Below are 17165 nucleotides of genomic sequence, written 5' to 3' on the forward strand. Positions count from 1 at the left end.
CATCACGTACTGACATGCTGGACCAACCTGATCACGACTCCCTTGGACGTCGGCGTGTTGCTGATGTCGGCGACGCTGTCCAGCGGCACCAGGACATTGGTCTCCGGGTAGTACGCGGCCGCGGACCCTGGTGGCGTCGGGTAGGCGATCACGCGGAATCCGTCGGCCCTGCGCTCCACGCCATCGCGCCAGATGCTGAACAGATCGACCACATCGCGGTCGGCCAGCCCCAGCTCCGCCAGATCGGCGGGGTTGACGAGGACGACCCGGCGGGCGCCCTTGATGCCCCGGTAGCGGTCGTCCATGGCGTAGGGGATGGTGTTCCACTGGTCGTGCGAGCGCATGGTCTGCAGGATGAGGTGTCCCTTGGGGGCGCGGAGCATCGTGAAGTCGTTGCGGGTGAAGACGGCTTTGCCGCTGGGGGTGTTGAACTTCTGCTGGTTGACCGGGTTGGGCAGGCGGAAGCCGCCGGGGCGCCGTACCCGGGTGTTGAAGTCGTCGAAGCCGGGCACGACACGGGCGATCCGGTCGCGGATGGAGTCGTAGTCGGCCTCGAACTCCTCCCAGGGAAGGGCTGGTTGCTCACCGAGGACGAGGCGGGCCAGTCGGCTGATGATGGACACCTCGGCGAGCAACTGGTCGGAGGCGGGGCCGAGCCGGCCGCGGGTGGCGTGCACCTCGCTCATCGAGTCCTCGACCGTCATGAACTGCTCACCGCTCGCCTGGACGTCACGGTCGCTGCGGCCCAGCGTCGGCAGGATCAGCGCGGTCCGGCCGCAGACGGTGTGCGAGCGATTGAGCTTGGTCGAGATGTGCGCGGTCAACCGGCAGTTGCGCAGGGCGCGTTCGGTGGCGTCGCTGTCGGGGGTGGCCCGTACGAAGTTGCCCGCGACTCCTAGGAAGACCTTCGCGCGGCCGTCCAGCATGGCTCGGATGGAGTCGACGGAGTCCAGGCCGTGCTTCGTGGGCGGAGTGAAGGCGAACTCCCGCTCCAGCGCGTCGAGGAACGACTGGGGCATGCGCTCCCAGATGCCCATGGTGCGGTCGCCCTGGACGTTGCTGTGCCCGCGCACCGGGCACACCCCTGCCCCCGGGCGGCCGATGTTGCCGCGCAGAAGCAGGAAGTTGACGACCTCGCGGATGGTGGGCACGCCGTGCTTGTGCTGGGTCAGTCCCATCGCCCAGCACACGATGATCCTGCGGCTGTCGAGCACGCGCGCGTGGACCTCTTCGATCTCCTCGCGGCTCAGCCCGGTGGCCTCCAGGACGTCGGCCCAGTCGGTCTTGTGTGCGTGCTCGGCGAACTCGTCGAATCCGGTGGTGTGCGCGGCGATGAACCCGTGGTCCAGGACGGTCCCCGGCCGCTCGTTCTCGGCCTGGAGCAGCAGCAGGTTGAGCGCCTGGAACAGGGCGAGGTCGCCGCCGGGGCGGATCTGCAGGAACTGGTCCGCGATGGCCGTGCCCCGCCCGATGACGCCGCGTGCCTTCTGCGGGTGCTTGAAGCGCAGCAGCCCGGCCTCGGGCAGCGGGTTCACGGCGACGACCCGGCCGCCCCGGCGCTTGGTCTCCTCCAGGGCCGAGAGCATCCGGGGGTGGTTGGTGCCGGGATTCTGTCCTACGACGAAGATCAGGTCGGCGTCGTAGATGTCGTCGAGGCTGACGCTGCCCTTGCCGATCCCCAGGGTCTCGTTCAGGGCCGAACCGCTGGACTCGTGGCACATGTTGGAGCAGTCCGGCAGGTTGTTGGTGCCGAAGGCGCGCGCGAAGAGCTGGAGCAGGAACGCCGGCTCGTTGGCCAGTCGGCCCGAGGTGTAGAAAAGGGCCTCGTCGGGGCTGTCCAGGGCGCGCAGCTCGTCCGCGATCAGGCCGAGGGCCTCGTCCCAGCCGATCGGCTCGTAGTGGTCCGCGCCAGGGCGCTTGACCATGGGCTCGGTCAGTCGTCCCTGCTGGTTGAGCCAGTGGTCCGACGCCCGGCCGAGTTCGGCGATCGAGTGCTGCCTGAAGAAGTCGGCGGTGACCCGTCGCGAGGTGGCCTCGTCGCTGATGTGCTTGGCGCCGTTCTCGCAGTACTCGTTGCGGTGGCGCTGCCCCGGCCCGGGCTCCGGCCAGGCGCAGCCCGGGCAGTCGAAGCCCTTCGCCTGGTTGATGTTCAGCAGCGTCAGGGCCGTACGCCGTACCGATGTCTGTCCCAGGGCGTACTGCAGGGCGTGGGCCACGGCCGGCGCTCCGGTCGCCCAGGTCTTGGGAGCCGTGACGGACAGGTTCTCCTCGCCCGGTTCCTCGATGCCGACCATTGAACCGCCCCGCCCTCTCGTTCACCGCGCAGGCCCGTGCCCTGCCCTCCGGCACTCTGCTCCGTCGGGTGATCACGGTCAAAGACGCGTCTGCGATCACGTGATAGGCGGCGCTTATCAGCGGTCCTGTGACGACGTGCCTGGTTGGTGGCCGGGCCGGCAGGATGTAGACCAGTGGCGTGCTACTTCGCCAACTCGAGTACCTGGTCGCTCTCGCGCGCGTGCGTCACTTCGCCCGGGCGGCCCAGGAGTGCTACGTCTCCCAGCCCGCGCTCTCCGAGGCCATCCGGAAGCTGGAGGAGGAACTGGATGTGCCGCTGGTGCGGCGTGGCCGCAGGTTCGAGGGGCTCACGCCGGAGGGCGAGCGGATCGTGGTGTGGGCGCAGCGCATCCTCGCGGACCGCGATGCGATGAAGCAGGAGGTACGGGCGCTGCGGGGCGGGCTGAGCGGCCGTCTGCGGATCGGCTCTGTGCCGACGGCCTCGACCGCGGTGTCCCTGCTCACCGAACCGTTCTGCACGGAGAATCCGCTGGCCACCGTGCAGGTGATGGCCGATCTCCAGGCCGCGGACATCGTCGAGAAGCTGCAGGCGTACGAGCTTGATGCGGCCGTCACCTACTACAGCCCCGCCGTCGCCCGCCGTCTCAGGTTTATCGCCCTCTACCGGGAGCGGTACGTGCTGCTGACCAAGGCGCCGGCCGACGGCAGGCAGTTGGCCGAGGTGTCCTGGGCGGAGGCGGCCACCCGGCCCCTGTGCCTGCTGCACCCGATGATGCAGGGGCGCCGGGTACTGGACGCCGTCTTCGGGGAAGTGGGCGCCCCTGCCCGGCCGCGGGTGGAGACCGACTCCATCGCGTCCTTGTTCGCGCATGTCAGGACGGGTCGGTGGGCGAGCGTCGTACCGCACGCCTGGCTGCACGTGTTCGGCGTGCCGGTCGGCATGCAGGCGGTCCCCTTGGTGAACCCGGTCCGCACGGAACGCATCGGACTGCTGATCCCGCGTCGTGAGCCGATCTCCGTGATGGGCCAGGCGCTCGCCGAAATCGCGGGCCGGGCGGACATAGCCGCCACGTTGGAGCAGGTTCCAGGGCGTTCGTAGTGCGGGCCCGGCTCTGTGGTGCCCGATGCCCCGGGAGCAGAACAGAACGTGTTCCGCCTCGGCGACGCCGAACAGCTTCTTCGGCCCGTTCGTCGAGGGCGACATCCTCCAGGTGATCTTCCGGGCCGTCCTCAGCGCCGCCCTGATGCTGGAGCACTTCGGCCTGCCCGACGAGGCGGCCCGCCTCCACCGGGCGATCGAAGCCACGACCGCGGCCGGCATCCTCACCCGGGACGTCGGCGGCACCGCCTCCACCGAGGACGTCCCCAAGGCCCTCAGCGAGGCGCTGAATTCCTGACCGAACCGGGAGATCAGCCCGACCCGAGGTGGCGGAGCAGCTCGGTCAGTGACTGATGCGGGCTCAGTCCCGCGGTGTCGATGACGATGTGCTCGCGGTGCCACGGCTCGTACTCCCGGTCGACGACCTGCCGCCAGTCCGGCAGCGGCAGATCCGGAATGTCGACCGACCGCGAGGTGACGCGGCGCCGGTGCTCGGCCGGATCCGAGCACACCACCTCCACTTCAAGGCAAGGCACGCCCGCCCCGACGGCCGTGGAACTCCAGGCGTCACGCGTCACGCCCAGCGGGTTGACCGACTCCGCGATCACGGTCAGACCCTGCCGCAGGTGTTCCTCGGCCAGGGCGTATCCGACGACGTAGCCCGCGGCGCCGACCGGGTGGCGGGCCAGCCCGGAGCGGACGATGGCCTGCTCGATGGTGTCCACCCGCAGGTGGACCGCGCCGATCCGGGCCGCCAGGAGGCGGGCGAGCGTGGTCTTGCCGGTGGCGGGCAGTCCGCCCATGACGATGAGCACGGGATCATCCTGCCGTCAGCCGCCGCAGGAGGCGCCCGCCGGCCTCCCCGGCGAACCACTCCGCGTGGCCCACGTAATACTCGTACGCCAGGCGGGTGTTCTCCGCCGAGCGGGTCACGCCGGAGAAGTAGCCCAGTTCGGACAGCGCGAACTCCGCGTGTACCAGAGGCAGCAGGGCGGGGAGCGCCGCCGACTCGGCCGCGGAGAGCGGGCGTACGGACGCGTAGCCGTCGACGAGGGCGACCGCGTCCTCCTCGCACACCGGGAAGCCGGGCTGCAGCCACTGCACCGCGTTGCGTTCGATCGCCGTGGCCAGGTCGTGGACGGCGGTGGTGCGGTCGCTCATGCCGAAGTCCAGGACCGTGGAGACCTCACCGTCGGCGCCCCACAGCAGGTTCGAGGCGTGCCAGTCGTTGTGGGTCCACAGCGGGGGCAGGGCACCGAGGTGGGGAGCCAGTCGTTCGTGGAGGGGGAGCAGGACGCGCTGCGTGTCCTCCCTCCAGGGGAGGTCCGCGAGCCCCTTCGCCAGGGCAGGGCGTTCGGCCACGTACCGCTCCAGCTCCTCGAACGGGTCCTGCGAGGCGAACACCGTGAAGGAGGCCACCAGCGGCTGCGGAGCCCGGCGCGGTGCGTCGAAGCCCTCCGCCGCGAGGTGCAGCCGGGCGAGTGCCCGGCCGGCCGCGTGTGCGTGGGCCGGCGACAGGAACGGGGACCAGGACAGCGCGTCCCGGTACAGGTCCTGGCCCACCCCCGCCGAGTGCACCTCGTACGTCCACTCGTCGCGCGCCACCAGGTCCAGCACCTCCACCACCGGGGCACCGTGGCGCCGCAGATGGCGCACGAACCCGTGCTCCTCCGCGACCCCTTCGGGCGTGCGGACGCCGACGTGGTGGCGTTTCACGAAGAGCCGGCGCCCGTCCCGCTCGACGACGGCCGCCGCCGACAGGGGGCGCGGGCTGCGCCACACCACGCGCGCCGGACCCACGACACCGGTCACCTCGGCGTCCGTGAGCGGCGGCCAGTCCGGCGGGGCGGGATCGGTACCCAGGCCGTGGGCGAGGTGGACGCTCATGACGCCTTCACCGGGGCCGTGCCGCGCAGGGCGTCCAGAATGCGCTGCTCCGTCGCCGCGAACTCCGGGGTGCCGAAGTCAGCGGAGCCGCGCGGGCGGGGGAGGGGTACCTCGACGCGGTCGACCACGGTGGCGGGGCGGGGGGACAGGACGTGCACGGTGTCGGCGAGCAGGACCGCCTCGCGGATGTCGTGGGTGACCAGTACGACCGTCCAGCGATGGCGCTGCCACATGCCGGCCAGCCACAGTTGCATGTCGGTCCTGGTCAGCGAGTCGAGCGCGCCGAACGGCTCGTCGAGCAGCAGGACCGGCCGCTCCAGCACCACCGTGCGCAGCAGTGCCGCCCGCTGCCGCATTCCGCCGCTGAGCTGGGCGGGATAGGCCTTCTGGAAGCCGTCGAGGCCGAAGTCGGCGAAGAGGGCGTCGGCGCGTGCCCGGGCCTCCTTCTTCCTCACGCCCTGCGCCTGAAGGCCCAGCGCGGTGTTGTCCAGCACCGTCCGCCAGGGGAACAGCAGGTCCTTCTGCGGCATGTAGGCGACCTTGCCGGACGCCACCCCGGCCGGTTCGCCCTCCACCAGCACCCGGCCCGACGTCGGGCGGTCGAGCCCGGAGACAAGATTGAACAGGGTGCTCTTGCCGCTGCCACTCGGGCCGATCACGGCGGCGAACTCGCCGGGCTCGACGGAGAGTTCGAGGTCCCGCAGCACCTCCAGCGAACCGAAGGACTTTCCGACACCCTCGATGTGCAGACTGCTCATTTCCCGGCCTTCCGCTCCCACGGCAGCACCAGCCGCTGCAGCAGATACGTGGCGCCGAACAGCGCGATGCTCAGCGCGGCCGTCACCCCGACTGCCGCGAACACCAGGTCCGTTCGGAACGCGCTCTTCTGCGCCTGCATGTAGATCCCGAGGCCCGCCTCGGCGCCCGCGTACTCGGCGAAGACGGCGCCGACGACGGCGTAGGTGATGCTCACCCGCAGTCCGGCGAAGAAGTACGGCATCGCGCTCGGCACGCGGACCAGGCGAAAGGACCGCCAACGGCCGGCACCGAGCGAGCGCAGCAGGCGCATCGCCTCGCGGTCGGTCGCGGCGAAGCCGGCGGCCAGGTTCGCCGCCAGCGGGAAGAACGTCGTCAGCGTCACCACCAGCATCTTCGGCAGCAGACCGAAGCCGAACCAGATGATCAGCAGCGGTGCCACGGCCACGATCGGGATCGTCTGCGAGGCGACCAGCAGCGGGTACAGGCCGCGGCGGGCCGCCGCCGAGAAGTCGAGCAGGACGGCGACCAGCCAGGCGGCCGCGAAGGAGAGCGCGAAGCCGAGCAGGGTCTCCTGGAGGGTGGGCAGCGTCTGGTCCCACAGGTCCCGGCGATTGGCCCAGCCCTGCTCGACGACACGGGCCGGGCTCGGCAGCGTCGCCGGGTCGACGCCGGCCGTCGTCACGTACAGTTGCCAGCCGCCGACCACGACGGCGAGGACGATCAGGGGCGGCCACAACGACCGCAGCAGCGGCATCACTTGGCGTCCGGGAGGTAGGCGTTGGTGAAGAAGGACGAGGTGTCCGGGGCCTTCGTCAGCTTCTTGCCGTTCGCGTCGACCAGCAGCCCCGCCCCGTACTCGAAGTCGGCGAAGGCCTTCCACCGCGCGGCGCTCTGCGTGCCGATCGTGCCGTCCGCACCCTTGTAGTACTCCTTGGCCAGCAGCCGCTCGCTCTCCTTCACCAGCCCGGTGTTGGTCAGCACGCTCTTGTTCGCGTCGATGAGCAGGTCGGCGGCCTGGTCCGGGTTCGCGGCCGCGTAGTGGTAGCCCTTGTCCACCGCCGCCAGGAACTTCCTCGCCACCGCGGGGTTCCTCTTCAGGAACTGGTCGGAGGACGCGATCAGCGTGGAGTAGATCGCGGGGAAGCCGTACTCCGACAGCTGGAAGTCCTTGAGCGGCTTGCCGCTCAGCTTCGCCTCCAGGCCCTCCCAGGTCGGCATCGGCATCGCGAAGTCCGCCTTTCCCGCATAAAGGGCCGCGTACGCCGAGGTGTTGAGGGTGACCTGCCTGAAGTCACCCTTGCCGCCCGCGTTCTGGATCACCTTCCGCAGCAGCGGCTTCTCGTACGGGGCGCCGAAACCGGCGTACGTCTTGCCGTCGAGGTCCTTGGGGGAGGTGACGTCACCACGGTTGGCGCGTACGGCGATCGTCACGTTCGTCTTCTGCGTCACCGCGTAGACGGAGGTGATGTCCTGGCCGGCGGCGCGTGCCGTGGTGATGCCCTCCTGGTAGGAGATGCCGAAGTCGGCCTTGTGGCCCGCGATCAGGGTCTCCGGGGCAGTCGACCCGTACGGCAGGATCTTCAGGTCGATTCCGGCGTCCCTGAACCAGCCCTTGGCCTGGGCGACGTAGATGCCGGTGTGGTTGGTGTTGGGGGTCCAGTCCAGGGCGAGCGTGACGGTGGTGGTGCCGTCCTTCGCGTGGGCCGAGGAGTCGGCGCCGGAGCAGCCGGTGACGGCGAGCAGAGCGGCCGCGGCTATGGCGGACAGGGTGGTGCGGCGGTGCATGACGGATTTCCTTCGTACGGAGGGGAGTTGCACGGTGTCGGAGCGGTCACGGCCGACACAGCGCGCTGTCCACCCGCTTGAAGTCGACGGCGAGGCGCCGGGTCAGCGCCCTCGCCTGGCAGGACAGGAATCTCACGCGGCCACGTCCAGCAGCCCGTTGGTGAACGACCTGTCCCAGTCACGGTCGTGCGCGATGGCCCCGTTCTCCGCCAGCCAGTGCGCGTACGGGCCCATACGGCCGTCGTCGATGACGCCCCAACGGCCGTGCTGGTCGGTCCAGGTGGGGGCGATCAGGGAGAGGGAGCGGGCGATGAGCGGGCGCGGGAAGTAGGGGATGACACGCTCCAGTGACTCCAGGGTGCGCTCCGGCTCCTCGGCCGCGGCCCTGTAGCCACGCGCCGTGACGGCGAGGAAGTCCCGTACGGCCGAGGGCTGTTGGGCGAGAAGGTCCTCGGTCGTGCCGAGCAGGTAGCTGTGGTAGCGGGGCGCGCCGATCTCGTCCACCGGCCAGGTCAGACGCTGCCGTTCGGGCAGGTCGCCGCGCAGGGCGTCCCAGGCCCAGTAGTTGCCGAAGGTGGCGTCGGCCTCGCCGGCCGCGATGTCGTCCACGGTCAGCTCGCGGGTGCCGGCGTCGAGGGTGATCACGGCGTCCGGGTCACCGCCGTCCGCCGCCACCAGATGGCGGACCATGGCGCGGCCGCGCGGGGTCGGGTTGTAGGCGATACGGCGGCCCGCCAGGTCGCGGGGGCGGGTGATGCCGGTCGAGGTCGTCGTCTGGATGGCCTCCAGGCCACGGTGGTTGACGGCCGCCACCGCGATGAGCGGCTCGCCGTGCGCGGCGCGGCGGGCCAGCAGCCGGTTCGGCGGGAAGATCCCGAAGTCCACCTCGCCCCGGGCCAGGTACTCCAGCGTGTCACCGCGCCCCGGGTCCTGCACCACCAGCTCGACGTCCAGGCCGGCCTCCGCGAACCAGCCGCGGCCACGGGCGACGTAGAAACCGGCGGAATTCGGCCAAGGGTGGAAATAGTCGAGCATGACCCGGATGTGCGGCATGGAGGTACTCCGAGGACGGCACGCGCGCGCGTGGTGAACCTGAGGGGAAGGAAAGAGGGGGAGGAGTGCGGTCAGCGGGACCGGCGACACCACGTGCGACAACAACAGGAGGGTGCCGTCGGGGCGTCGGCCACCGGAGGCATCGACTCGACTGCTGCTGCGGACACGTGAACTCCTACGCGGGGCGCCCATGGCGCGAGGTGTGCGGTCGGCGTCCCCATGGGGACCGCGCTCGACGAGCGGATCCCAGACGCCCTCTCAGCCCAGCCGGGGAGGGGCTCCCGCGTAGATGGCCGAAACGATAACGGCATGACCTGCACGCTGTGCAAGCGCAGTCCGAGATATGGGATGGCACTGCCCGAGGAGCAAGACGCCCAGCTCGCGGGCGTACCATCGGCCGCCATGACCTCCCTGCTGCCCGGCCCCCTGGTCGACGACACCTGGCTCGCCGCCCACCTCGACGACCCCCGCCTGGTCGTCCTCGACGCCACCGCACTGCTGCCCTCGCCCCGGTATGACGGCGAGTACCGGTGCACGAGCGGACGTGCGGGCTGGACCGAGCGGCACATCCCCGGCTCCCGGCACGCCGACCTGACCGGGGACCTCTCGGACCACGAGGCGCCGTACCACTTCGCCGTGCCGTCCCCCGACGCGCTGGCCGCCGGGCTCGCCCGCCTGGGCGTGGGGGAGGGGCATGCGGTCGTCGCCTACGACAGCGGCGGCGGCATCTGGGCGGCCCGCCTGTGGTGGATGCTGCGCGCGATCTCCGTGCCGGCGGCCGTGCTCGACGGTGGCCTGGACGCATGGCAGGCCGCCGGGCACGGGCTCGCCTCGGGCACCGACACCGGCGGGGCGCCGGCCGTACCGCCCGTCACCCCACTACCACGGCCCGAACTGTGGGCGGGCATCGAGGAAGTGGCCGCCATCAGCCGAGGCGAACGCCCCGGCACCCTGGTGTGCGCCCTGCCGACCGGCGGCTTCGACGGCAGCGTCCCCACCCGCTACACCCGCCGCGGCCACATCCCCGGCAGCCACAGCCTTCCGGGCCGCGAACTGCTGGACTCCGCCGGGCGTGTGCTGCCCGGCCCCGACCTCGCCGCCCGAGTCGGCCAGGTCCTCGACACCGCCGACTCGCCGGTCGTCCTCTACTGCGGCGGCGGCATCTCGGCCGCGGCCACGGCGCTGGCCCTCACCGTGCTCGGCCGGGACGACATCGCCGTCTACGACGGCTCGTTGGAGGAGTGGTCCAAGGATCCGGCGCTGCCGCTGGAGCTGGGCGGCTGACGTGCCGGGGCTGCGGTCGGCGCGGTCGGCGTACTGGCTGCGGGGGCTCGGTGAACCGTGAACGCGCCGACGGCCGCTGGGTCTTGGCGACCGCGACCGCGCAGACGACGACCACGTACGACGACCACGTACGACGACGGCATACGACGACCACGTACGACGACCACATACGCCGTGCACGATGCCCGGCGCGCTCACTCCGCGCCGGACGTGCGCCGCGCCAGGCGGCTACGCAGTCGGGTCAGGCGGTCGATCTCGGCGTCGAGTACCGCCAGTCTGCGGTGCACGACCACGGCGCCGGGGCTGTCCGGGCTGCCGGAACACGACCGACGCGGTTCGTCGACGAGCAGCTGGATCCGGTCGGCCATGGTGCGCATTCCGCACATGCGGAAAGACGATCTCGCCGGAACGCAACCAGTCGCCGAAGCGTTTGTTCCACTCTTCCGCCACGTCGGGGAAGTCCGTGCCGCTGAAGCCGCGCAGCGTGACGCCCAGCGTGATGATCCGGAAGGTGTCGATCTCCGCCGGCGAGCGGGCGCCGTCGCGATCCGGCTCCGGTGACAGTTGCCCGGAGAGCGCCCCGACCAGCGCGAACTGCGCGCCGCGGCGCGCCGCGCGGACGGCCGCTGTGAGCTGCTCCCCGCCGACCGTGTCCAGCAGGACGTCGATGCCGTCCGGCGCGGCGGCGGCCAACTGCTCAGGAATACAGGAGCCGGTACGGGCACGGCGGCGGCGCGGCCGTACCGGATGCCGCACGCTAATCCCTGAAGTGCACGTCAGGGGCAAGGCGGGCTCCGCCTGCCTTGCCGGCCCCGGAAACGGGACGGCCGCCGGGCACCCCTGAGGAGGGTGCCTGGCGGCCGTCCGTTCCCGAGGCCGGCGCGGCCGGTGCTCAGTGCCCCGCCGACTCCTCGGGGCGCGCGTGGCGCGGCAGGAGGAACGCGAGCAGGAAGGTCAGGGCGAGCATGCCGTCGACGATCCACAGCACCGTCTTCATGACGGAGCCGAAACCGCTCCGGAAGGCCGACGACGCGGTGGACTCGAGCGCGGCGGGTATCCGGGCGGCCGCCTGAGGTGAGGTCACGGCGGACCGGGTGTCCTTCCCCAGACGCGCGCAGGACGCCGGGGTCGCGGCAGGGTCCTTGGCGACGGCGCGGTCCGAGGCGCACGTACGCAGGTCCGTCACGACGCGCTCCCGAGCGGCGGGCGCCACGTGCGCGGCGGCCAACTGCCCCCGCAGGCCGTCCGAGTGGTGGTCGACGGCGGTGGCGATCCCGCCGCCCAGCAGACCGAAGAACACGGTGCCGAGGATGGCCACGCCGAAAGCGCCGCCGAGCTGCTGCATCGCGGTCATCGTGCCGGACGCCGAGCCCGTCTCGTGCTGCTCGACACTGGCGAGCACGATGTCGAAGAACGGCGCCATGAGCAGGCCCATCCCGATGCCGGTGACGAGCAGGGACGGCAGGAGCTGCCAGGGGCCGACGCCGCCGCCGACCATGTCGAGGGTCAGCCACACACCGAACACGCCGAGCGCCATGACCAGCGCGCCCGCCTGCAGGACGGCCCGTCCGAACCGGGCGACACCCTGAGCGACCCCGAAGCCGACGATCATGCCGCCTGACCAGGGCACCATCACCAGCCCCGCCTTGAGCGGCGAGTAGCCGAGGCCGATCTGCGTGTAGAGGTTGAAGACCAGCATGAAGCCCTGCATGGTCGAGAAGAAGACCAGCCCGAGGGCCATGCCGCCGCTGAATCCGCGCTTGCGGAAGAGGCTGGGGACGACCAGCGGGTCCAGGCCGGCCTTGTTGCGCCGTGACTCGTACACGGCGAAGGCGACGAAGACGACCACCGAGGCGCCCATCATCACGAACGTCCACACGGGCCAGTCGTACTCACGGCCCTGGACCAGCGGGAAGATGATGAGCAGCGCGGCCAGCGAGACCAGCAGCATGCCGGGGATGTCCAGGCGCGGCCTGCTGCCGGACCGGCCCCTCGGCAGGTAGCGCAGCGCGCCGAGGAAGGCCGCGGCACCCAGCGGCAGGTTGATCAGGAAGATCATCCGCCAGCCGGTGCCGAAGTAGTCGGCGTCCACGAGCCAGCCCGCCAGGATCGGCCCGCACACCGCGGACAGTCCCATGACCGGGCCGAACATGCCGAAGGCCTTCTGCGACTCCTTCGGCGGGAACATCTCCTTGATCATGCCGAGGCCCTGAGGCAGCATCACCGCGCCGAACAGTCCCTGCACGGCGCGTGCGGCGATCAGCATCTCGGGCGACACGGACACCGCGCACAGCAGTGAACCCAGGGTGAAGCCGGCGGCCCCCACCAGGAACATCCGGCGGCGCCCGTGAATGTCCCCGAGCCTTCCTCCGGTGACGAGCCCGACGGCCATCGAGAGCGTGTACGCGGCGGCGAGCCACTGCAGAGTGGAGGCGCCGCCGCCGAGGTCGGCCCGCATGGAGGGGCCGGCGATGTTCGTGACCACGGCGTCGAGGAGATCCATCACCTCGGCCGCGAGGATCACGAAGAGCGCAGCCCAGCGCCACCGGTAGGGCGCTGGAGAGTCGGTGGGCGTCTCGGTGGACGCGACACCGGTGGTGGACATCGGAACTCCTAGTGAAAGGGCCGCGCCGCAGCGACGATCCGCGGGCGCGGTGGGACGGATGGATGTGGGCTGACGCACCGGAGAACACTGTTCACCTTAGCAGAACAGTGCTCTCTCGAAGAACGGTGTTCATTAAGATATAGCGCAAACCTCGGCGACGGACAAGATATATCGCGTTCGGATGGGTGAGTGCTGCTCGTCGAAGGTGAACACTGTTCTCCCGGCGCCTAGACTGTGCCCATGAGCGACGCGGCCACCGGCACCTCCGCAACCCCTCCGCCCTCCCCCTGGGAGCGCGAGCGCCCCGCTCGCCCCCGCGTCGCCCCCGCGCGCGCACCGCTGTCGCGCGAACGGGTCGTCGAGGCCGCCTTCACCGTGCTGGACCGCCAGGGGCTGGACGGGCTGTCGATGCGTCAGGTGGCGGCCGAACTGGGGGTCACGGTCTCCGCCCTCTACGCCCACGTCAGCTCCAAGGACGACCTCCTGGAGCTGATGTACACACGGCTCTTCGACGGCTTCACCATGCCCGAACCCGACCCGGAACGGTGGCAGGAGCAGGTGCGGGACTACGCCCGCTCCGGGCGGCAGCGACTGCTGTCCCACCGGGACATGGCCAGGATCTCCATGGCCCACGTCCCCTTCACCGCCGAACTGCTGCCGCACGTCGAGGCGTTGCTCGCGATCTTCCGTACCGCCGGGCTGCCCGACCGCATCGCGGCGGAGGCCGGTGACCTCATCTCCACCTACATCGACGGGTTCGCCCTGGAGGAGGGCATGTGGCAGGACCGGGCCGGCCGGTCCGGCGGTGACGGCTCCTCCCTGGCCCGCCCCGACTGGCGCGAGATGGCCGACGAGATGCAGAACTACTTCGCGTCCCTGCCCGCAGCGGACTTTCCCCACCTGCGCGCCCTGGCCGGGCTGATGGTGTCGGACTCCTCCGACGAGAGGTTCGACATCGGACTGGAGATCATCCTGCGCGGCCTGGCCAGCTACCTGCCGGACCCGCCGGCAGGCGCGGATCCGGACGCGGGTCAGGACGCCGGCCGGGCTCCGGACACCGCCTGATCCGCAACCCCCTTCAGCCCACCGCTCGCACCGTCGCCAGTACGAACACCGCGGTCACCCACGTCCACAGCACGGAGAGCGCGATGTGGCCCGCCGTCCGCAGCCGGTGCCCCCGCCACAGCCGCGGTGAGAAGTAGGCGAACTCCATGGCCCAGCGCAGGCCCCAGAACACCGTCTGTCCGCACAGCAGGGCCGTCGGCAGCGGTGCGCCGCTCAGCAGTTCACCGGCGAAGGCCAGCGGCAGCGCGCCGAGCAGGACGCAGGTGAGGCCGATGAAGAACAGGTGCGCGTAGGAGACCTGACGGGTGAGCAGGCTGCTGCCGCCGAGGTCGCCCGGCCAGTCCAGGACGCGCGGCAGGACCACGTGCAGCAGCCCCATGCCGACGAGGGCCAGACCGACCAGGCGCAACTGCGAGGTGAGCGTGAGCAGTTGGGTCACTCGCACCCCTTGGTGAAGGCGAACGCCGTGACCAGGCCCGCGATGCGGCGCTCGGCCGCCGGGCGCAGCCCGGCGTGCGCGGCCAGCCGCAGCCACTCTCCCCGGGGGAGGAAATGCCAGACACCCGGTCCGAAGACGGCCGTGTTCGCGCCGTCCCGCAGGTGTTCGACCAGGACCAGGCGTCCGCCCGGGCGCAGCGCCCGAGCGCACTCGACGAACAGCCGCTCCCTGTCCCGCGCCCGCCGCAGCTCGTGGGCGGCGAATATCAGGAAGACGGCATCCGCCAGGCCCGGGCGCACCGGCAGCGCGTCCGGCCGGCCGGGCACGGCGTGCGGCGGCGGGGGCACCCTGCGCCGGGCGCGGCGCACCGAGCCCTCGGTCATCACGGCCGGGTCGTAGAGGTCGACGGTGATCTGCCGGGAGGCCGGCCAGCGGGCGGCCAGCGGGACACTCGCCTCGTCGAGACCGGTGCCCACCACCACATGCGTGGAGGGCGCCTGCGCTAGCAGCGCGTCCAGCCACTCGTAGTCGTACAGCTCCGAACGGTCGTAGACGAGCCAGCTGGCGAGCGTGGCGGAAGCGAGCAGGCCGAACGCGGCGGCGGAGCCGGCCCGGGCCATGGTGCGCAGTCGTCGTGGCAGCCGGTCGGCGAGTGCGGCCGAGGCCCCCGCGGCGGCCAGACCGGCCGTGTACCGCGGCCAGTTGTAGGCGATCACGTCCCGGACGCCGGAGCGGCGGATCATCGCTCACCCCCGGCTTCGGTCCGGCGCAGGCCTCGTTCCCAGCCGTACTCCAGGTCGGCGACGTGGAAGGCGTTGGCGAGGATCGGCCGCGTACCGGCGAACGGGACGTGGTCGAAGAAGGTCAGACGGCGCACGTCCACCGAGACCGGCTGCGGGTCCCAGTGGGTGCGGAACGCCTTGATCACGATCATCGACCGGGTCTGCGGTTCGTACTCGAAGGTGTACGGCAGCGGGCCCGCGAAGCGCCGGGCGGCGCGCGCGTCCGCGAAGGGGCTGCCGGGGGGCAGCGGCGCCGGGACGCTGCCGAGATCGGCACGCACGTGCAGATCTGCCCGGCCGTCGGCGCTGTCCACCCTGAACTCCAGTGTGTCGGCCTCGACTTGGCTGCTGATCCGGGCCAGCCGGTAGTTGTAGCGGGTCATCAGGTTGCCGCCGAGCACCATCAGCCTGCTGTCGGTGTCGCTGCGCAGGATGCGCAGTCCGCGCATGACGCGGCCGCCCGGGGTGCGGAAACGGGTGAAGACGCGGTATCCGGTGAGCAGGTAGTCCGCCCCGAGACGGGCGGGCAGGAGCGCCGGTCGCAGGGCGCGGGTGTCGACCAGCGCGGCCGCCACGAACCCGTACTCCCCGTATGTGTCCAGCTCCAGACCCGGTGGCACCAGCGGGCGCAGTACCTCGGCCGGCAGTGCGTACGTCAACACCAGCGAGTGCGCGAAGCGCGTGCGGATGGCCACGGGATGACGCTGCAGCAGATACCTCACGGGTCGATCCTCCGATCCCCGGCATCGCCCCCGAGCCGCACCACACGCACCACACCCCACAACGCCGAGCGGTCCTCCGCCGCCCAGCCCGGTCCGCCCGGGCCCGGCTCCCGGGCGCTGCGCAGCACCACCACTCCGCCCGGCCGCACCGCGTGGCGCACGGCGGCCCGCAGCCGACGGGCGAAGTCGGGGCCGGGCCCGTCCAGTACGTTGGAGAGCGTCACCGCCTCATAGGCACCGCACGGCGCCTGCTCCAACGCGTGCACCACGTCGTCGTGGACCAGCCGGACGCCCGGAGCCCGGGGCGGAGGGGTGCCCGGCGGCTCGACCCCGGCCAACAGCCGCCACAGCCACGGATTGTGCGCGTTGGGATGCCTGCCCACGGTCCGTTCGAGGCGTCGGCGCAGCACCTCGTCGAAACGCGGGGGGACGACTCCGGCGAACGACGGGCGCAGGGCCACCGCCAGGGCTCCGCCGGGCCGCAGTGCGACCCGCATCAACCGGCGCAGACCCGGAGTGTCCAACTCCTCCCGCCAGCGGCGGATCTGCTCCACCGGATCGTCGAGCGCCAGGAAGTCGTGCAGCTCCGACTGTCGCCAGGCGGGCAGCAGCCGGGCCGCGGTGCCCCGGCCCAGGCGCATGACCGCCTCGGCCGTTCCCTCCCGGGTCGCGGCACCGGCCAGCCGCTCGCGCGCGTACGTGAGCTGCACCGGATTGACGTCCACGGCCGTCACCTCGTACCCCGCCGCAGCCAGGGCTGCCGCCGTGTCACCCGCCGAGGCGATACACAGCACCCGGGCGCCCGGCGGCGGGAGGACCGACAGCTCGACACCCCAGTCCTCGTACATCCGCCCGAAGAGCAGGCCCGGGCCGCCGAATCCGCCGAGCAGCCGACCGCGCGCCCACGGTGTCCCGGTCACTCGTCCACCGCCCACGTCACCATCCAGATCAGCGCCAGGAAGGCCAGGTCCTGCGTCACCAGCCGCCCCGGCTCGTCGATCTGGTCGGCGCCGAAGAGCAGACCGCCCAGGTTGAACCCCACCACCAGCACGGTCTGCACGATCGCGGCCGCCCGCGCCCGCCGCCCGCTCAGCACCCACACGCCGATCGCGACCTCCGCCAGGCCGATCCCGAGGAGCGCCCCCGTCACCGCCCATCCCGGCAGGAACGGTACGTCGCCCACGATCGCCCGCTGATCAGCCCGCCCCGGCCAGATCTTGCACCAGAACCCCTCGTAGAACCACACCAGGGCGATCGCCCACCGCGCCGCCCAGCCCCGCCATGTCTTGGTCACGTGGTGATCATGCCTGCTGCCCTACCGCGCGCCTTCTCCACCCCCCCTCACCAGGGACTTGCGGTCGGATCGCTGTCGCACGTGCAGCCGAACCCG

17 protein-coding genes and 1 pseudogene are annotated in these 17165 nt (G+C 71.5%); 4 read left to right on the forward strand and 14 right to left on the reverse strand.

Features of this window, described 5'->3' with window-relative positions; genetic code table 11:
* Positions 1-2: 2 nt before the first annotated feature.
* Complete coding sequence (locus tag CRP49_RS31205) at positions 3-2294, reverse strand: FdhF/YdeP family oxidoreductase (protein ID WP_097256350.1); 2292 nt, start codon at positions 2292-2294, stop codon at positions 3-5.
* A 179-nt stretch (positions 2295-2473) separates the two neighbouring features.
* Here CRP49_RS31205 and CRP49_RS31210 point away from each other — a divergent pair, with 179 nt between their 5' ends.
* Together CRP49_RS31210 and CRP49_RS48130 are read left to right on the forward strand one after the other, a co-directional pair.
* A complete protein-coding gene (locus tag CRP49_RS31210; RefSeq protein WP_097256351.1) occupies positions 2474-3394 on the forward strand; it encodes a LysR family transcriptional regulator in 921 nt (306 codons plus the stop codon).
* Positions 3395-3419: 25 nt separating this feature from the next.
* Positions 3420-3692 carry an isocitrate/isopropylmalate family dehydrogenase gene (locus CRP49_RS48130; protein ID WP_107487122.1) on the forward strand — a complete coding sequence of 91 codons (273 nt, stop codon included), beginning with the start codon at positions 3420-3422 and terminating at the stop codon, positions 3690-3692.
* Positions 3693-3705: 13 nt separating this feature from the next.
* On the opposite strand, the gene CRP49_RS31220 is transcribed toward CRP49_RS48130, so the two are convergent.
* From CRP49_RS31220 to CRP49_RS31245, 6 genes are all read right to left on the reverse strand, one after another.
* Entirely contained in the window at positions 3706-4209 is a 504-nt protein-coding gene (locus CRP49_RS31220; RefSeq protein WP_097256352.1) for an AAA family ATPase, read from the reverse strand.
* Between the two features lie 4 nt (positions 4210-4213).
* Positions 4214-5281, reverse strand: coding sequence for a phosphotransferase enzyme family protein (locus tag CRP49_RS31225; RefSeq protein WP_097256353.1), 1068 nt, complete (start codon positions 5279-5281; stop codon positions 4214-4216).
* On the reverse strand, positions 5278-6039 hold the full coding sequence (locus CRP49_RS31230) for an ABC transporter ATP-binding protein (protein WP_097256354.1): 762 nt from the start codon (positions 6037-6039) through the stop codon (positions 5278-5280). The genes CRP49_RS31225 and CRP49_RS31230 overlap by 4 nt, the downstream gene beginning before the upstream one ends.
* Positions 6036-6794, reverse strand: coding sequence for an ABC transporter permease (locus CRP49_RS31235; RefSeq protein WP_257033541.1), 759 nt, complete (start codon positions 6792-6794; stop codon positions 6036-6038). Before CRP49_RS31235 ends, CRP49_RS31230 begins: the two co-directional genes overlap by 4 nt.
* On the reverse strand, positions 6794-7825 hold the full coding sequence (locus tag CRP49_RS31240) for an ABC transporter substrate-binding protein (protein WP_097256356.1): 1032 nt from the start codon (positions 7823-7825) through the stop codon (positions 6794-6796). Before CRP49_RS31240 ends, CRP49_RS31235 begins: the two co-directional genes overlap by 1 nt.
* A 132-nt stretch (positions 7826-7957) precedes the next feature.
* A complete protein-coding gene (locus CRP49_RS31245; protein ID WP_097256357.1) occupies positions 7958-8878 on the reverse strand; it encodes an ABC transporter substrate-binding protein in 921 nt (306 codons plus the stop codon).
* A gap of 309 nt (positions 8879-9187) precedes the next feature.
* Between CRP49_RS31245 and CRP49_RS31250 the strand changes: the two genes are divergently transcribed.
* A complete protein-coding gene (locus tag CRP49_RS31250; RefSeq protein WP_257033542.1) occupies positions 9188-10162 on the forward strand; it encodes a sulfurtransferase in 975 nt (324 codons plus the stop codon).
* Positions 10163-10390: 228 nt separating this feature from the next.
* Here CRP49_RS31250 and CRP49_RS47005 read toward each other — a convergent pair.
* A pseudogene (locus tag CRP49_RS47005) lies at positions 10391-10861 on the reverse strand (hypothetical protein); the annotation flags it as partial.
* Positions 10862-11054: 193 nt separating this feature from the next.
* Entirely contained in the window at positions 11055-12767 is a 1713-nt protein-coding gene (locus tag CRP49_RS31260) for an MFS transporter (protein WP_097256358.1), read from the reverse strand.
* Positions 12768-13007: 240 nt separating this feature from the next.
* Between CRP49_RS31260 and CRP49_RS31265 the strand changes: the two genes are divergently transcribed.
* Positions 13008-13832, forward strand: coding sequence for a TetR/AcrR family transcriptional regulator (locus tag CRP49_RS31265; protein ID WP_097256359.1), 825 nt, complete (start codon positions 13008-13010; stop codon positions 13830-13832).
* A 13-nt stretch (positions 13833-13845) separates the two neighbouring features.
* On the opposite strand, the gene CRP49_RS31270 is transcribed toward CRP49_RS31265, so the two are convergent.
* From CRP49_RS31270 to CRP49_RS31290, 5 genes are read right to left on the reverse strand one after another with little or no spacing between them, the layout of a single operon-like run.
* Positions 13846-14271: a hypothetical protein gene (locus tag CRP49_RS31270; protein ID WP_097256360.1), complete on the reverse strand. Its 426-nt coding sequence runs from the start codon at positions 14269-14271 to the stop codon at positions 13846-13848.
* The gene (locus tag CRP49_RS31275) at positions 14268-15014 is read right to left on the reverse strand and encodes a class I SAM-dependent methyltransferase (protein ID WP_218892970.1); all 747 of its coding nucleotides are present in this window, start codon (positions 15012-15014) and stop codon (positions 14268-14270) included. Before CRP49_RS31275 ends, CRP49_RS31270 begins: the two co-directional genes overlap by 4 nt.
* Positions 15011-15748: a DUF2071 domain-containing protein gene (locus CRP49_RS31280; protein WP_218892971.1), complete on the reverse strand. Its 738-nt coding sequence runs from the start codon at positions 15746-15748 to the stop codon at positions 15011-15013. The genes CRP49_RS31275 and CRP49_RS31280 overlap by 4 nt, the downstream gene beginning before the upstream one ends.
* 23 nt (positions 15749-15771) lie before the next feature.
* Complete coding sequence (locus tag CRP49_RS31285; RefSeq protein ID WP_097256361.1) at positions 15772-16695, reverse strand: DUF3419 family protein; 924 nt, start codon at positions 16693-16695, stop codon at positions 15772-15774.
* A complete protein-coding gene (locus tag CRP49_RS31290) occupies positions 16692-17069 on the reverse strand; it encodes a DoxX-like family protein (RefSeq protein ID WP_218892972.1) in 378 nt (125 codons plus the stop codon). The genes CRP49_RS31285 and CRP49_RS31290 overlap by 4 nt, the downstream gene beginning before the upstream one ends.
* Positions 17070-17165 lie beyond the last annotated feature (96 nt).

The sequence above is a fragment of the Streptomyces sp. Ag109_G2-15 genome (assembly GCF_900215565.1).
Lineage (GTDB): Bacteria > Actinomycetota > Actinomycetes > Streptomycetales > Streptomycetaceae > Streptomyces > Streptomyces diastatochromogenes.

What these genes read in the sequence shown, in the direction of transcription:
- CRP49_RS48130 (WP_107487122.1), top strand. Translation starts at nt 3,420, where the DNA reads ATGCCCCGGGAGCAGAACAGAACGTGTTCCGCCTCGGCGACGCCGAAC.
- CRP49_RS31230 (WP_097256354.1), bottom strand. Translation starts at nt 6,039, where the DNA reads ATGAGCAGTCTGCACATCGAGGGTGTCGGAAAGTCCTTCGGTTCGCTG.
- CRP49_RS31275 (WP_218892970.1), bottom strand. Translation starts at nt 15,014, where the DNA reads ATGATCCGCCGCTCCGGCGTCCGGGACGTGATCGCCTACAACTGGCCG.
- CRP49_RS31265 (WP_097256359.1), top strand. Translation starts at nt 13,008, where the DNA reads ATGAGCGACGCGGCCACCGGCACCTCCGCAACCCCTCCGCCCTCCCCC.
- CRP49_RS31240 (WP_097256356.1), bottom strand. Translation starts at nt 7,825, where the DNA reads ATGCACCGCCGCACCACCCTGTCCGCCATAGCCGCGGCCGCTCTGCTC.
- CRP49_RS31205 (WP_097256350.1), bottom strand. Translation starts at nt 2,294, where the DNA reads ATGGTCGGCATCGAGGAACCGGGCGAGGAGAACCTGTCCGTCACGGCT.
- CRP49_RS31245 (WP_097256357.1), bottom strand. Translation starts at nt 8,878, where the DNA reads ATGCCGCACATCCGGGTCATGCTCGACTATTTCCACCCTTGGCCGAAT.
- CRP49_RS31225 (WP_097256353.1), bottom strand. Translation starts at nt 5,281, where the DNA reads ATGAGCGTCCACCTCGCCCACGGCCTGGGTACCGATCCCGCCCCGCCG.
- CRP49_RS31250 (WP_257033542.1), top strand. Translation starts at nt 9,188, where the DNA reads ATGACCTGCACGCTGTGCAAGCGCAGTCCGAGATATGGGATGGCACTG.
- CRP49_RS31260 (WP_097256358.1), bottom strand. Translation starts at nt 12,767, where the DNA reads ATGTCCACCACCGGTGTCGCGTCCACCGAGACGCCCACCGACTCTCCA.
- CRP49_RS31235 (WP_257033541.1), bottom strand. Translation starts at nt 6,794, where the DNA reads ATGCCGCTGCTGCGGTCGTTGTGGCCGCCCCTGATCGTCCTCGCCGTC.